The organism is Flavobacterium sp., from assembly GCF_024642105.1.
Taxonomy (GTDB): domain Bacteria; phylum Bacteroidota; class Bacteroidia; order Flavobacteriales; family Flavobacteriaceae; genus Flavobacterium.
On the sequence record NZ_JAHEBT010000053.1, the window covers coordinates 1 to 15,201 of the forward strand.

Annotated in this window: 12 protein-coding genes; 8 read left to right on the forward strand and 4 right to left on the reverse strand. The window is 33.6% G+C overall.

All coding sequences use genetic code 11. From position 1 onward, the window contains the following. Positions 1-193: 193 nt before the first annotated feature. From miaA to Q0L65_RS08345, 3 genes are read left to right on the forward strand one after another with little or no spacing between them, the layout of a single operon-like run. Positions 194-1,123: a tRNA (adenosine(37)-N6)-dimethylallyltransferase MiaA gene (miaA, locus tag Q0L65_RS08335; RefSeq protein ID WP_296685221.1), complete on the forward strand. Its 930-nt coding sequence runs from the start codon at positions 194-196 to the stop codon at positions 1,121-1,123. Between the two features lie 8 nt (positions 1,124-1,131). Further along, positions 1,132-1,872, forward strand: coding sequence for an acyl-ACP thioesterase domain-containing protein (locus Q0L65_RS08340; RefSeq protein WP_296685223.1), 741 nt, complete (start codon positions 1,132-1,134; stop codon positions 1,870-1,872). Between the two features lie 25 nt (positions 1,873-1,897). After that, the gene (locus Q0L65_RS08345) at positions 1,898-2,638 is read left to right on the forward strand and encodes a TIGR00730 family Rossman fold protein (protein WP_296685225.1); all 741 of its coding nucleotides are present in this window, start codon (positions 1,898-1,900) and stop codon (positions 2,636-2,638) included. On the opposite strand, the gene Q0L65_RS08350 is transcribed toward Q0L65_RS08345, so the two are convergent. Together Q0L65_RS08350 and Q0L65_RS08355 are read right to left on the reverse strand one after the other, a co-directional pair. Further along, positions 2,631-4,700, reverse strand: coding sequence for a PAS domain-containing hybrid sensor histidine kinase/response regulator (locus Q0L65_RS08350; protein WP_296685227.1), 2,070 nt, complete (start codon positions 4,698-4,700; stop codon positions 2,631-2,633). The genes Q0L65_RS08345 and Q0L65_RS08350 overlap by 8 nt on opposite strands. Positions 4,701-4,772: 72 nt before the next feature. After that, a complete protein-coding gene (locus Q0L65_RS08355) occupies positions 4,773-7,679 on the reverse strand; it encodes a chemotaxis protein CheB (protein WP_296685229.1) in 2,907 nt (968 codons plus the stop codon). A gap of 336 nt (positions 7,680-8,015) precedes the next feature. On the opposite strand from Q0L65_RS08355, the gene Q0L65_RS08360 reads away from it, so the two are divergent. The 5 genes from Q0L65_RS08360 (at position 8,016) to Q0L65_RS08380 (ending at position 11,526) form a co-directional block, all read left to right on the forward strand. Further along, on the forward strand, positions 8,016-8,471 hold the full coding sequence (locus Q0L65_RS08360) for a MarR family transcriptional regulator (protein WP_296685230.1): 456 nt from the start codon (positions 8,016-8,018) through the stop codon (positions 8,469-8,471). Between the two features lie 15 nt (positions 8,472-8,486). Continuing rightward, positions 8,487-9,119: an NAD(P)H-dependent oxidoreductase gene (locus Q0L65_RS08365; RefSeq protein WP_296685232.1), complete on the forward strand. Its 633-nt coding sequence runs from the start codon at positions 8,487-8,489 to the stop codon at positions 9,117-9,119. A gap of 28 nt (positions 9,120-9,147) precedes the next feature. Further along, on the forward strand, positions 9,148-9,714 hold the full coding sequence (locus Q0L65_RS08370; RefSeq protein ID WP_296685234.1) for a YceI family protein: 567 nt from the start codon (positions 9,148-9,150) through the stop codon (positions 9,712-9,714). 136 nt (positions 9,715-9,850) lie between these two features. After that, positions 9,851-10,669 carry a 3-deoxy-8-phosphooctulonate synthase gene (gene kdsA / locus Q0L65_RS08375; RefSeq protein ID WP_296685237.1) on the forward strand — a complete coding sequence of 273 codons (819 nt, stop codon included), beginning with the start codon at positions 9,851-9,853 and terminating at the stop codon, positions 10,667-10,669. A gap of 17 nt (positions 10,670-10,686) precedes the next feature. Further along, positions 10,687-11,526 carry a hypothetical protein gene (locus Q0L65_RS08380; protein WP_296685238.1) on the forward strand — a complete coding sequence of 280 codons (840 nt, stop codon included), beginning with the start codon at positions 10,687-10,689 and terminating at the stop codon, positions 11,524-11,526. Positions 11,527-11,569: 43 nt separating this feature from the next. On the opposite strand, the gene Q0L65_RS08385 is transcribed toward Q0L65_RS08380, so the two are convergent. Both Q0L65_RS08385 and Q0L65_RS08390 read right to left on the reverse strand, forming a co-directional pair. Next, positions 11,570-12,946 carry a M20/M25/M40 family metallo-hydrolase gene (locus tag Q0L65_RS08385; protein WP_296685240.1) on the reverse strand — a complete coding sequence of 459 codons (1,377 nt, stop codon included), beginning with the start codon at positions 12,944-12,946 and terminating at the stop codon, positions 11,570-11,572. 102 nt (positions 12,947-13,048) lie between these two features. Further along, positions 13,049-15,148 (reverse strand): glycoside hydrolase family 97 protein, encoded by a 2,100-nt coding sequence (locus Q0L65_RS08390; protein WP_296685241.1) that lies wholly within the window; start codon positions 15,146-15,148, stop codon positions 13,049-13,051. Between the last annotated feature and the right edge of the window lie 53 nt (positions 15,149-15,201).

Genomic DNA, 15,201 nt, shown 5'->3' on the forward strand with positions numbered 1-15,201 from the left:
AAAACATTTTGATTCCGATGCAACACAACCGCGATGCCAAAACAATTATTCAAGGACAAATTAGGAAAAGTAAAACACTAAAAGTAATTTCGTTTTAACATTTAGGAGCTATTTCCCGCTAATTAAGGCTTCCAGCCTTTTGAAGGCTGGAAGCCTTACACCAAGTTCATGGCTAAAACACTTTGAGAAACAGATGAAATACCTCATTACAATCATTGGACCTACTGCCATAGGAAAAACTTCCTTGAGTATTGCTTTGGCACAACATTTCCAGTGCGAGATTATTTCGTGTGACAGTCGACAATTTTTCAAAGAAATGCGAATTGGCACTGCTGTTCCAAGTCCAGATGAATTAGCTGGTGCACCGCATCATTTCATTCAAAATAAATCCATTTTCGAAAACTATACCGTAGGCGATTTTGAAAAAGAAGCCATTGCAATACTCAATGAATTATACCAGACAAATGATTTTGTCATTTTAGTAGGTGGTTCCGGTTTGTATGTCGATGCCATCTTAAAAGGATTTGATCCCTTTCCGGATATTGACACCTCTGTTCGCGAAGGAGCAAACACAAGCTATGAAAAATTAGGTATAACCTACTTACAAGAACAATTAAAAGAATTAGACCCTGTCTATTTTGAAAAAATAAACCTTGAGAATCCGCAAACGCTACAAAACCCTCAACGCATGATGCGATTTGTAGAAGTCTGTATTGGAACAGGTCAACCTTACTCCTCTTTCCTGAATCAAACTAAAAACAATCGAGATTTTACACCTATTATTATTGGCTTAGAGGCCGAACGTAGCATTATGTACGACCGCATCAATCAACGAGTAGATATCATGCTCAACGAAGGCCTTTTGGCGGAAGCCGAACAATTGTTCCCACACAAGGAATTAAATGCCTTGCAAACCGTAGGCTATCGCGAGTTATTCCGCTATTTTGATGGACATGACAGTTTGGAATTTGCCATTGAAGAAATCAAAAAGAATACCCGCCGTTTCTCCAAACGCCAATTAACTTGGTTTAAAAGAACCGAAAATGCCAAATGGTTTGATTATCTTAGCGATAGAAAGGAAATTATAGACTACATAAAATCATTCGCAACACATCAATCCTAATTATTTATATGCCAATCGCTCCTAACTTCACTTCTGTTTTAAGCAAAGACTGGGAAATTAATTTTACCCAATGTGCGCCCAATGGCTATTTGAAATACACCGAATTGTGTAATTTATTGCAAATGACGGCTGCGGCACATTCTGAAATTGGCGGGATTAGTTTTACTGATATGCAGGAGTTTCACCAAGCTTGGGTTTTGAGTAGAATGCGTGTAGAAGTGACCGAATTGCCTCAATGGCGCGATGTGGTTACGGTCAAAACTTGGATTAATTCGTTAGAAAATTCCCGATCGGTTCGTGCTTTAGAAATGTACGTCAACGAAAAAAAAATTGTAGGTTCTGAAACCTTTTGGGCTGTTTTCAATACCCAACTTCGTCGTCCCGAAGCTTTGGCTTTGCCCTACGAACATTTTGAATTGTTCCCTGATGACAAAGCTACACAAGAAACTTTTTCAAAAATAAATCTCAATCACGACAAAGAAATGGTATTTGAAAAAACAGTTCGCTTATCTGATTTGGATATTGTCAATCATGCCAATAATGTAAAATATTTAGAATGGTGTTTGGATTTAGCTGATGAAACCAAAATTTTGAACCAAGAAATTGAAAGTTTTGAAATGAATTTCATGAAGGAGCTTTCACTAAAAGACCAAGTAATCATTCACGAAAATAACGAACAAGACACTTCTGTTTTTAGCATTACCAAAGAAGACAAAAACTGTTTTGCTTTGCAATTGAATTGGAAATAAAACACTAATTGCTTACATTAGAATCATGAAAAAAAATCAATATTTTAGACTTTCTAGTTCTGAATCTGTTTTTGTAAGAGAGCCACTTACTAGACTTAAAAATTTAATTTTTACGTTTAAAGTACAATATCATTTCATTAGAGCATTTAGAAAAATGCACTTTATAGGTCCATGCGTAACTATTTTTGGATCAGCCCGATTTGGCCCCGAAACTGATCATTATAAAAATGCAGAAAAAATTGGTTCAGAGATGGCAAAACTTGGTTTTACTGTAATGACTGGTGGTGGCCCTGGAATTATGGAAGCGGCTAATAAAGGGGCTTTTGAAGCTGGCGGCTATTCTGTGGGATGTAATATTGTCCTTCCAGTAGAACAAAATCCAAATCCATACCTCAATAAATGGATTTATATTCCTTACTTCTTTGTTCGAAAAGTCATTTTAGTTAAATACTCGTATGCATTTGTGGTAATGCCTGGAGGAATAGGGACATTAGACGAATTATTTGAGGCTTTGACTTTGATTCAAACCAAAATGATTAGTGGTTTTCCTGTAGTTATTTTTGACAAAGAATACCACAAAGAATTATGTCACCATATTGAAATTATGGTCGAAAATGAAAGTATTAGTCCCGAAGATATGAACCTCCTATTTGTGACTGATTCCGTAAAAGATTTGGTCAATCACATTAAAAAGAATAGCATCAACAAATTTGGCCTAGTAAAAGAGAAATACAGACCTAAATGGTGGTTTGGAGAAACTAGTTAACCCCTCTCTTATCGTTTAAACATTTGAGAATTGCCAGTTGTAAGTCGGCAGGATTAATTGGTTTTGAAATATATCCGTCCATACCTGATTCCAAACATTTTTTCTTCTCTTCATTTAATATACCTGCTGTTAAAGCTATTATTCCTGTTCTTTTAGATTGTTCTAATTGTCGTATTTCAGAAGTTACTTCATAACCATTTTTCTTTGGCATTTGGATATCCATTAGTATAATATCTAAAGGAATACTTTTATAAATCTCAACGGCTTGCTTTCCATTACGAGCTTCATAAATAAGTGCTTTAGGAAACATTTTTGCTAGATTTTTTTTTGCTAAAAGCAAATTAATTTCGTTGTCTTCTGCTACTAATATCTTAACGTTTTCTCCAACCAATGAATCAACTTCTGTGATTTTGGATGATTGAATTGTATTTAATTTTATTTTATCTTTTCTATTTACCGCTGTCCTGAACTGAATTGAAAAACAAAATTCACTTCCCTTTCCCGATTCACTTTTAAGAAATAACTTACTTTGCATCAATCCTAATAATTGATTTGAAATTGATAATCCCAAACCAGTTCCACCAAATTTCTTAGTCGTACTTGCTTCCGCCTGTATAAAAGAATCGAATATCTTTTCTCGATTCTGCTGTTTTATACCTATACCAGTATCCTTTACTAAAAAATGCAAGGTTGAAAAATTACCGCACGTTTTTACCTCATCAATATTTAATTCAATTGTTCCCTCTTTAGTAAACTTAATTGCATTTCCAATTAGATTCACCAAAATCTGTTTCAACCGAATAGAATCCGAAAAAATATATTGAGGCACCAGGTTTCCTATATTTAAAATCAATTCGATATTTTTGGCATTGGCTTGATGCTTGAATAAATTAATTACTTGATGAGATAATTCAAACAAATCTGTTTCTTCTATATTCAATTCTAAACGTCCCTCTTCTATTTTTGAGAAATCGAGTATATCATTGATAATTTCCATTAACAAAATAGCTGATTGATTGACAATTCCCATATACTCGGCTTGATCTTGGTCTAATTTGGTTTTTAATAATAAATCTGTAAAACCAATTATCCCATTCAAAGGAGTTCTAATTTCGTGACTCATATTAGCCAAGAAACTAGATTTCGCTTTATTCGCATTTTCTGCTTGTTCCTTTGCTTTAATTAAATCGGACTCCATTTGTTTCATATCAGAAATATCTATGAAACTAATCACTATTTCAGATAATTCACCTTTGTAATTATTTAATGGAAATCCATTTATTAATAGCAACCTATAATCATTCGTTTGACTTCGAAGTACTTTTCCAATAAAATTTTTAATAGGTTGACCCGTTCTTATAATAGTACTTACAGGATAATTTTCAACAGCTAAAGGCAAATCATTTTCATCATAAAACTGCCAATTAGAGTCATTAATGCTCCTAGATTTCATTTCTTCCGAATTAACACCTAATAGTTCCGAAGCTTTGGGATTGCTCATTACAACTGAAGTTTCTACATTATGAACTACAATACCCACATCTAAATTAAATAACAAATCCCGATGCCTTTCTTCACTATTTCGTAAAGCTTGTTCGATTAAATTTATCCCTGTGATATCTACCACAGTAACATGACAAAACTGTTCATCCTCGGTAATAATACCTGTTAGATAAGCATATTGGATTACACCTTCAGATTGTAAACTAATCTCGCAACATTCCCTTTCTTTATTGATAAAAACCTTGTCAAAAAAAAGATCAAAATCCATCTTAGTGTCAGGAGACACAAATGATCTAAATTTAGTATTAATCAAGTTTGACCGTTCTTTTCCTAACATAACAGATCCCGTAAGATTGGCATCTAGAATACTTCCATCTTGCGATAGCGTAAAATAACCCGAAGGCGAAAAATCATATAACTCTGTATATTTTTCAATAGCTGAATCAGCCTGTAGCTTCGCCAGTAAAAGCTCTTCATTCTGCATTTCTAATTCAATCTGATGCACTTCTAGCTCGTGAATCAGCTTAAGTTTTTCTGCTTCTGAAAAATTATCTTCCATTTTTTTAAATTTCAAGTTTCTAATAATTTATTCACTAACGGATGTTATATCTTAAATTCTAACAACTTTGTATTATTCTTCTCGAATAAAAAATTGAATAATTTCATTCTCTTCTGATTCATATGTATTTCCTATACAATCAACACTTCTCAACTTTCCGTCAACCGGTTTAATTTTGATTTTTTCTTTAGAGATAATTCCTTTTCCTTTTAACTTCATCCATTGAGCTTTGGTATCAAAAAAAGATTTAAAAAAATCCATTTCCCAAATAGGTCTTTCTGAGACTTGCTCTTTTGTAGTACCTAACCAATTTAATAACGAATAATTCAAATCAATGATTTTTCCTGTTTGCATGTCTAAGAAAAAAATACCTTCTTTTGCAGACTCAAAAAAATGGCGGTAGTTTTTCTCAGCTACTAATATTTCTTCAGCTTGTTTAGCAATTGTAATATCGGTAAATGTAATTACCAAACCATCGATTCGATCATCAATAGTTCGGTAAGGTAAGATTCGTACATAAAACCATCTTCCATCATTTGTAGCGATAGTATTTTGAATTGGGATCAAATCTTTAATTACTTGAACAGCATGTATTCCTATCTCTGGATATTGCAAATCTGTAGTCAAATCAGTAAATGGTCTGCCTATATCTGTCAAACGAAGTTTAAATATTTTGGTAATTGAATCAGTAAATCGTCTAATATTCAATTCTTTATCAATAAAAAGAGTCGCGATTTCAGTACTATTAAGTAAATTTTTCATGTCATTATTAGCTTGCTCAAAATCAACTAATTTACTTTGAAGTTCTGCATTTACCGTTTGTAACTCTTCATTCAAACTTTGCATCTCTTCTTTAGAAGTTGTTAATTCTTCATTCGTAGATTGTAATTCTTCATTTGTAGATTGCAACTCTTCATTAATTGACTTTAATTCTTCTTGAGAAGTTTGCATTTCTTCTCTGGTATTTTGTAAATCTTGATAACATAAAGCTAATTTGGTTTCTTCTTCTTTGCTATTACTCCCTATATCAGATTTCTGTAGAGTTGCAGTTTGTACTTCTTGCTCAATAATTACTGAAACATCTGTAAAAACAACTAGTACCATTCCCTTAATAGTTTCGGGAGCAGCAATTTGTTGAATTGTTAAGTTTACAAAATTAGAATTACCATTATTTTTAATTTTAATATTCTTAAGAATTATAGGATCATAACCTTGTAAGGCTTTACGAAAAGCATCTGGCAATTCATTTTTTATTCCATCTCGAGCCATAACATGAATATTCCAGTTGGCTTTACCTGCAACAGGTTCTAGGTACTTACCCGTTTTGCCTGTAATATAAATTATGTCTCCTTTATCATTTACTAAAACACTTGCTGGTGCAAATTGTTGCAATAAAATATGGTCTGTAACGGATTGAATATTTCCTGTAATTGGTGTCGTGTTTTTATCTTTTGAAATCATTTTTTTATTGTATGAAAAAGCATTTGGAAATTCATTAAGATCTGGTCTTGTTGAAGATTTCATGCGTTTAAAAAATTTTAATTTTGAATCAATTACCTCAAAGCCTTTATTGTTTCTACCTAATGTCTCAGCTGAACCTAATAGCATAATTCCACCTGGGGACAAACTATAATAAAACAATTCCATCAATTGCTTTTGTAAAATAGGTTCCATATAAATCAACATGTTGCGGCAAAAAAGCAAATTTAATCTTGTAAATGGAGGATCTTTAGTTACATTATGGGGAGCAAAAACAACCATCTCTCGAATGAATGGACTAATTCGGTACCCCTCTTCTTCTTGTATAAAGAATTTTTGAAGTCTTTCTACAGAAACATCTTCAATAATAGGTTCTCCAAAGAAACCTTTACGGGCTTTATCAATTGCATCCGTATCTAAATCTGTAGCGAATATTTGAAGTGTAATCTGTCTACTAGGATCAATTTGCTCTATTACTTCCTTGAAAACAATAGCTAAAGAATAAGCTTCTTCACCAGTAGAACAAGCTGGAATACAAGATCTTAATACATAGCCATCAGGCAATTGTCGGATTATATCGGGAAGTATTGTATTTTTAAGTTTCTCCCAAACTAAAAAATCTCTAAAAAAATTAGTTACTCCTATTAATAACTCTTTAAAAAGGAGTTCGACTTCTTTGGGATTTTCCTTTAAAAACCGAACATAATTTTGAATTTTTTCTATTTGATGAATCCCTTTCCGTCTTTCTACTCTTCTAATTAGAGTACTTTTTTTATATAAAGTAAAATCATGCCCTGTTTGATCACGCAACAAAGAAATAATAGTATCAAGACTTTGCTTGTCTTTTGAGCTCATTCTTTCTTCATCATTAGGAATTGTTTTAGATTGTAATAACGCCATTAATTTAGCTGGCAATTTCTCAGCGGGTGCAACAACATTTGGCTTGACCGCATTAATTGCACTTTGTGGCATTCCAGATGACTTGGAAGTTAATGGATCTTGAACCAGAATTAATCCATTTTTTGATTTAATTGCTTTTACTCCCTCACTCCCGTCAGCTCCCATACCTGAGAGTATAATTCCGACACTTTTATTCAATTTATCTAAGGCCAATGAATTGAGAAAAACATCAATCGGTAGCCGTAATCCCCTAGACTCTTTTGGTTCAGATAAATGAAAAAATCCGTTATGGATTGTTAATGCTCTATTAGGAGGTATAACATAAATATGATTAGGTATAACTTTAAGCAAATCTGTAATCTGACAAACAGGCATCAAAGTTGTTTTTTGAAGCAATTCTGGTAAAATATTTTTAAAAGTAGGATCTAAATGTTGAATAACTACAAATGCTAGTCCACTATCAACAGGCATGTTTTTAAAGAACTTTTCTAATGCCTCTAAGCCACCAGCAGAAGCTCCAATTCCTACAACAGAAAAATCAGAATGGTTCTTGACATCTAGCATATTGGACAAACTCATTTTACTTTCTTTTTTTACCATTATTAAAAGCTAACTAAAAAGACATTATTAATTCTACGCATTAAGGATAAATTAAGAATATTAATCAGAATTTAATTAGTTGCTAAATCAAATGTCTATTTTGAAAAACAAGAAACTAAAATTTGCTTCTTTAAAAGTACAAATATTATTTCTAAAACAAATCAATTATCTTTTTAAATAATCTAAGTTGTTTCAAATAGACCAACACTTATTTGACCTCGAATTCTTATTACTCTTAAGCTTTTAAATTTTATTTTAACAAAAAAATAACAAACACTTGTATATACAAATAAAAAATACACTACATTTGTACCTACAAATTACATATATACAAATATGAAAATTGAAGAAGTATTAAAATCAACTGTACCCATGGATAATTCTAAAAAAATTATCATGAACATTATATATACCCAAAATGTAATTACAGAAAATTTTAATGAAATATTGAAACCTTATGACATCTCTTCAGAGCAATTCAATGTATTGCGCATCCTGAGAGGTCAAAAAGGAAACCCAGCTAATATGTGCGTTATTCAAGAACGAATGTTAGCCAAGACAAGTAATACCACTCGATTAGTTGACAAGTTGCTCTTGAAAGAATTAGTTACTCGAGAAGTATGTCCTGAAAATAGAAGAAAAATTGAAGTGCTAATTACTTCAAAAGGATTACATTTATTAGACGAATTAGAGCCAAAAGTAAAAGCGCACGAGCAGTTTTTTTCAAAAAATTTAACTGAAGAAGAAATGGCACAATTAAATCAATTATTAGAAAAATTTAGAAATCAATAAACAACAATAAACACTATGAGTACATTTTTAGAAAATCAAAATTGGAGATATGCAACAAAGAAATTTGATGCTTCAAAAAAAATCTCAGCAACTGATTTGAATACATTAAAAGAAGCTATCCGTTTAAGTGCTTCTTCTTATGGATTACAACCTTACAAAGTTTTCATCATTGAAAATCCAGAATTAAGAGCTAAATTAGTTGGAGCATCTTACGGACAAACACAAGTAGCCGATGCTTCTCATTTACTAGTTTTCGCTAATGAATTGAATTTTGGAGCAGCTGGAATTGACCAATTGGCTAACAATATCAGTGCAACTAGAGGTCTTCCACTAGAAGCTATTCAAGGATATGTTGACTATATGAAAGGGAACATAACTGGTTTGCCAGAGGAGGTTAGAAACATTTGGACAGCAAAACAAACCTATTTAGCTTTAGGTAATTTATTAAACGCTGCAGCTGAACTTAAAATTGATGTTACCCCAATGGAAGGTTTTGTTCCTGCTCAAGTAAATGAAATCTTAGGATTAGACAAACTAGGCCTTAATGCTTCATTATTAGCTCCTATTGGTTACAGACATGTTGAAGATGACACACAACATTACAAAAAAGTAAGAAAATCAAACGACGAATTATTTATCACACTTTAATTACAAACAACAATCAAATTTAAAACAAATGAAAAATTTAAAATCAATTGCATTAGCATTAGTTGTAGCTTTAGCTACAGTATCGGTATCAGCTCAAACTAAAAAAATTGACGCTGCAAAAAGTTCTATTAACTGGTTAGGAAAAAAAGTAACTGGTCAACACAATGGAACAGTAAACTTCAAAGAAGGAAACTTAGTTTTTAGAGGGAAAAAAGTAACTGGTGGTAACTTTGTTGTCGATATGACTTCATTAACTGCTACTGATTTACAAGGTGAATACCAAGGTAAATTAAACGGTCACTTAAAAGCGGATGACTTTTTTGGTACAGATAAATTCCCAACTGCAACCTTAGTTTTCAAAAAAGTTGTTGCAAAATCTGCTACTACTTTCGCCGTAACTGGTAACTTAACGATTAAAGGAATTACTAAACCTGTAACTTTTGATTTGGCTACAACTGCTAATTCAGCTACTGCTAAATTTAATGTTGATAGAACTAAATACGATATTAAATACGGTTCAGGAAGTTTCTTTAGCAATATTGGAGATAAAGCAATTAATGATGAATTTGAATTAGATGTAACTTTGAAATTCTAATATTTCAAACTCAAAATACGAAAAGCTCTAACAAAAGTTAGGGCTTTTTTTATGTTCAAAAGCAAAAATAGTTACAAAATCGAATTCCTAATTCCTAATTCCTAACTACCTTTGCATTTTCAATAAATTTAGTATTATGAACCTACAACATATTCCACAAATCAAATATACTGAAAGTGGTAACTTCTTTTTACTTGCCGGACCTTGCGCTATTGAAGGCGAAGAAATGGCACTTCGTATTGCTGAAAAGTTAGTTGGCATTACCGACAAACTTGAGATCCCTTATGTATTCAAAGGATCGTTCAAGAAAGCTAATCGTTCACGAATCGACAGTTTCTCTGGAATTGGAGATGAAAAAGCATTACAAATTCTTCGTAAAGTATCTGAAACTTTTGGTGTACCAACCGTTACAGACATCCATACTAATGAAGATGCAGATAGGGCAGCACAATATGTTGATGTATTGCAAATTCCTGCGTTTTTAGTTCGCCAAACTGATTTAGTTGTGGCTGCGGCCAATACAGGAAGGACAGTCAACTTGAAAAAAGGACAATTCATGAGTCCAGAAAGTATGAAACATGCCGTTCAAAAAGTATTGGATTGCAATAATCAAAACGTAATGGTAACGGATAGAGGAACTATGTTTGGTTATCAAGACATGATTGTTGATTTTAGAGGAATCCCTACTATGCAACACTACGCTACCACAGTTCTTGATGTAACACATTCATTGCAACAACCTAATCAAACAGCAGGTGTAACAGGTGGAAGACCTGATATGATTGAAACCATTGCTAAAGCTGGAATTGCAGTAGGTGTTGATGGAATATTTATTGAAACTCATTTTGATCCTGCGAATGCTAAAAGTGATGGAGCTAATATGCTACATTTGGATTATTTTGAAGCCTTAATGACTAAATTAGTGGCTATTAGAAAAACTGTAAATCAATTTTAATTTAATACCCTAGATCGTTGAAAAAGTTAAGTTTATTTAGCGCTTTACTGTTAGTCACACTTTCTGTATTTTCACAGGAAACCATTAAAAATAAAGACAAATACACCGCTCATAACAAAGGTAAATTCTTTGTTTCTTGGGGTGGTAATCGTGAAGTCTATTCTAAATCTGATGTTACTTTCTCTGGTAGTAATTATAATTTTACCATACAAAATATGGTAGCCCATGACAAACCTAAAGGCTGGCATATTGATTACATCAATCCCGGACGCATGACTATACCTCAAACTAATTTTAGAATGGGGTATTTTGTCAATGATCATTATAGTATTGCTATCGGTGTAGACCACATGAAATATGTAATGACCCAAAATCAGACGGCAAATATTACAGGAACAATAGGTTCTGGATTACCATTTAGTGGCAATTATTCTAAATCTCCAACAGTAATGTCTGAAAGTTTTTTAATGTATGAACATACTGATGGTCTAAACTATGTAAACACTGAGATTTCAAGACATGATGATATTTCAGAATGGTTCAATATCAAAAATACTGATAAAATTCAAATAAGTCTAACTGAAGGAATGGGCATTGGTATGTTGTACCCAAAAACAAATACAACGCTTTTAGGAAAACAACGTCATGACGATTTTCATGTTTCTGGATATGGAACCTCAATAAAAGCAGGTTTAAACGTTACTTTCTTTAAACATTTTTATATCCAAACAGAATTAAAAGGCGGCTATATTAATATGCCTGATATCAAAACCACTTTCAGTAATACTGATTCTGCTTCTCAAGAATTCTTTTTCTTTCAAAAAATCATTGCTTTTGGAGGAATCTTCAAAATCTAATTCAATTGATACCACTAAAAAAGGCTTCTTTCGAAGCCTTTTTTTATTTTATAATTCCGTTTTGATCTATCAAGTACAATAGCGAAGCCATGGTTGCTGCGCCTAATTCTAATTCTCTTTTATTGATAGCGTCAAATTTGTCATTCAAGGCATGATGATAATCAAAATAGCGTTGTGAGTCGGGTTTTAGTCCTGCTTTAATCATTTTAAATGAGCTTAAAGGACCAATATCGGCACCTGCATGTCCTTTCACAAAACTATGAATCAAATACGGTTCAAATACGTTTTTCCAAGACAAAATTCGTTCAAAATTAGCATCATCAGCCTCAATAGAAAAACCTCTTGGGCTAAATCCACCCGAGTCGCTTTCTAAAGCGAATATGTGATTTTCTTTATTGATTTGTGCCAATTCCTCATATTTTTTTCCTCCTTTACCTCCATTCTCTTCATTCATAAACAATACTACTCGTATCGTATTCTTTGGCTTGTAACCAATCTGTTTAAAAATACGCACCGTTTCCATACTTTGCACCACTCCTGCTCCATCATCATGAGAACCATCCGCTAAATCCCAAGAATCTAAATGACCGCCAACAACCATAATATTTTCTGGATGCTCGCTTCCTTTGATTTCTCCAATTACGTTATACGAAAGTGCCTCTGGCATTTGGACACAAGATTGTTTAAAGTAGAACTGTAAACTAGGATTGGCTTTCAATTTTTTGCTCAATAATTCAGCACCATTGGTACTAATCGCTGCTGTCGGAATGTATTCAGCCGGAGATAAATCGCCATAACTTTGTGCACCCGTATGCGGAAAATCATCTAAACGTAAATTCATCGAACGGACAATGGTTCCTACCGCTCCAAATTTAGCCGCTTCTTTAGCTCCAGCATATCTTTGATCCACACATCCTCCATACGATTTAAATGTTTCAATATTAACAGGATCCATTGGTCGATTGAAAAACACAATTTTTCCTTTGATTTTTTCTCCTAATATTTTTAAATCCTCAATACCTTGTACTTCGATTACCTCAGCAGTTAAACCATTCTTTGAAGTAGCAATAGAACCACCCAAAGCAGCAATTGGCACAGCTATTTTCGTTTTATTGTCTAAAATATAAGCACTTTCTTTTTCGCCACGAACCCATTTTGGAACCATTACTTCTTGCAAATACACTTTGTCTAATCCTAAAGTTTCTAATTGTGCTTTGGTATATTGAACGGCTTTTTCGGCATTTTCAGAACCCGATAATCGAGCACCAATTTTATTCGATAAATGTTCTAACCAGGAATAACATTTTCCATTGGTTAAACCCGATTTATAAATATCTTTTAGCATTTGATTGTCTTTGGATTGGGCTACCATTGCTATTCCGTTAAGGAAAACTAATCCTGCTAGTATTGATTTTCTCATTTTTTTTGATTTATAGATTGGGCAATTTCGGAATTCTTTTTTAAATTAGGTTAACAAAAGGATATAAAAAAACCTGCAAATGAATCTTGCAGGTTTCTAATTTTAGTTTATCGGCTCAAAACTAATAGCGGTTCCACCTCCTGGAGCCAAGTTCAATTTAATTTTCGAATTGGCAGTAACTTCAACAGTTCGTATGCGATAGGCTATCGGATTTTTTTTCCAATCAGCATCTTTAGCATCTTCATAAATAGTGGCTTTGTATTTTTTTCCTTTGGTTAAGAAGTCCAATTTGATTTCGGTTTGTCTTGCATTTTCATCCGTAATGGCTCCTAAAAACCACGATTGTTTTCCTTTCGCTTTTCTTGCAATAGTCAAATAATCTCCTGGCTCGGCTTGTAAATAGGCACTTTCATCCCAATCTACCGCTACGTCTTTGATAAACTGAAAGGCATCCGGATACTTTTCGTAATTTTCTGGTAAGTCGGCAGCCATTTGAATTGGAGAATACATCGTCACATAGAGTGCCAATTGCTTTGCCAAAGTGGTATGCACTTGCTCCGTTTTATTCTTGTCGTAATGACTCATTTTAATTTCAAAAATTCCTGGCGTATAATCCATCGGCCCTCCCAACTGACGCGTAAACGGCAAAATCGTTTCGTGCATTGGCGGATTTCCAATGCTCCACGCATTGAATTCATTTCCGCGCGCTGCCTCAGCTGCGACATAATTGGGATAGGTTCTCCCATAACCTGTTGGGTGCGATGATTCGTGAGAATTGACCATCAATTTATAATCTGAAGCACGTCTTGCTACAAAATTAAAATGATTCACCATCGTTTGTCCGTCATGGAATTCGCCACGCGGAATAATCTTACCTACATATCCCGTTTTAACTGCAGGATAATTGTATTTCACCATGTTTTCCAAAGCGCGATCCAAACGTCTTTCGTAATTGGCCACCGAACCCGAAGTTTCATGATGCATAATCATTTTTACATTCTTCGCTTTGGCGTAAGCCGAAATAGCGGCAATATCAAAATCAGGATAAGGAGTCACAAAGTCAAACACTTCTTCTTTCCAGTTGCCCGACCAATCTTCCCATCCTTCGTTCCAACCTTCCACCAAAACGCCATCAAAGCCGTTTTTGGCAGCAAAATCAATATAGCGTTTGGTATTTTCAGTAGTCGCTCCGTGGCGCCCTGAGGATGCTAGTTTTGTCCCAAAATCAGTAGTAGCATTTTGCGAACCTGCATAATCCCAAGTCGAATTGCCGACGTGCATTTCCCACCAAATTCCAACATATTTCATTGGTTTGATCCAAGACGTATCTTCAATTTTAGAAGGTTCGTTCAGGTTCAAAATCATTTTAGACCCCACAATATCACGTGCATCATCGCTAATCATAATGGTTCTCCAAGGCGATACACAAGGCGTTTGCAAATAGGCTTTATCACCAATGGCATTGGGAACTAATTCAGATTTTAATTTGTAATTGGTTACATCAGCTTTCAAGTGCATCACTGGATAGTTGACAACCGCTGCTTCAAAAATATTCAGATACAATCCCGATGGCGATTTCATCATCAAAGGCGTTTGTACCGTATATTTCCCAGGAATGGATTTAACGCCAATTCCGTTATTCATATTGATTTTAGAATTGTCAATTTCAGAGAATTTGGTTTCGTTGTATTCGTATTCATTGCTATCAAAATCGCCCGGCAACCAGAATACTTTATTATTTTCGGTCAAATTGAATTGCGTTTCCTCATCAGCAATAATAAAATAATTCAATTCTTTTTGCTTTGGGAAGTCATAGCGAAAAGCCACTCCCTCATCAAAGGCTCTGAAAACTAAATTTACTTTTATATTTGTTCCTTTTTGAACTAACCCCACAACCAATTCGTTGTAATGATTTACTATCGAAGCTTGTTCTCCTAAAACGGGTTTCCACGATTCATTGAACGTGTTGTTTTTTGAAGTTTGAATCTCAAAATCAGCATTCAATGCGGTTTTATCTTTTAATTTAATTCCTAAATTGCTCTTCATCACCACTGTTTTTGCTTTGTAATTCACCGCATAACTAGGCTGTCCAGTAGCAGTTAAAGTAAAAGTTAATGCAATTTTACCTGATGGAGAACTCACCATTTGTGCTTGGGTGAATCCAAAAGAAAGCAAGACAAAAAGAGAAAATATATGTTTCATTTTTATAGTTTTTTAAGAGAACGAATATAGTTTATTTTAGTTTTTATTATTGG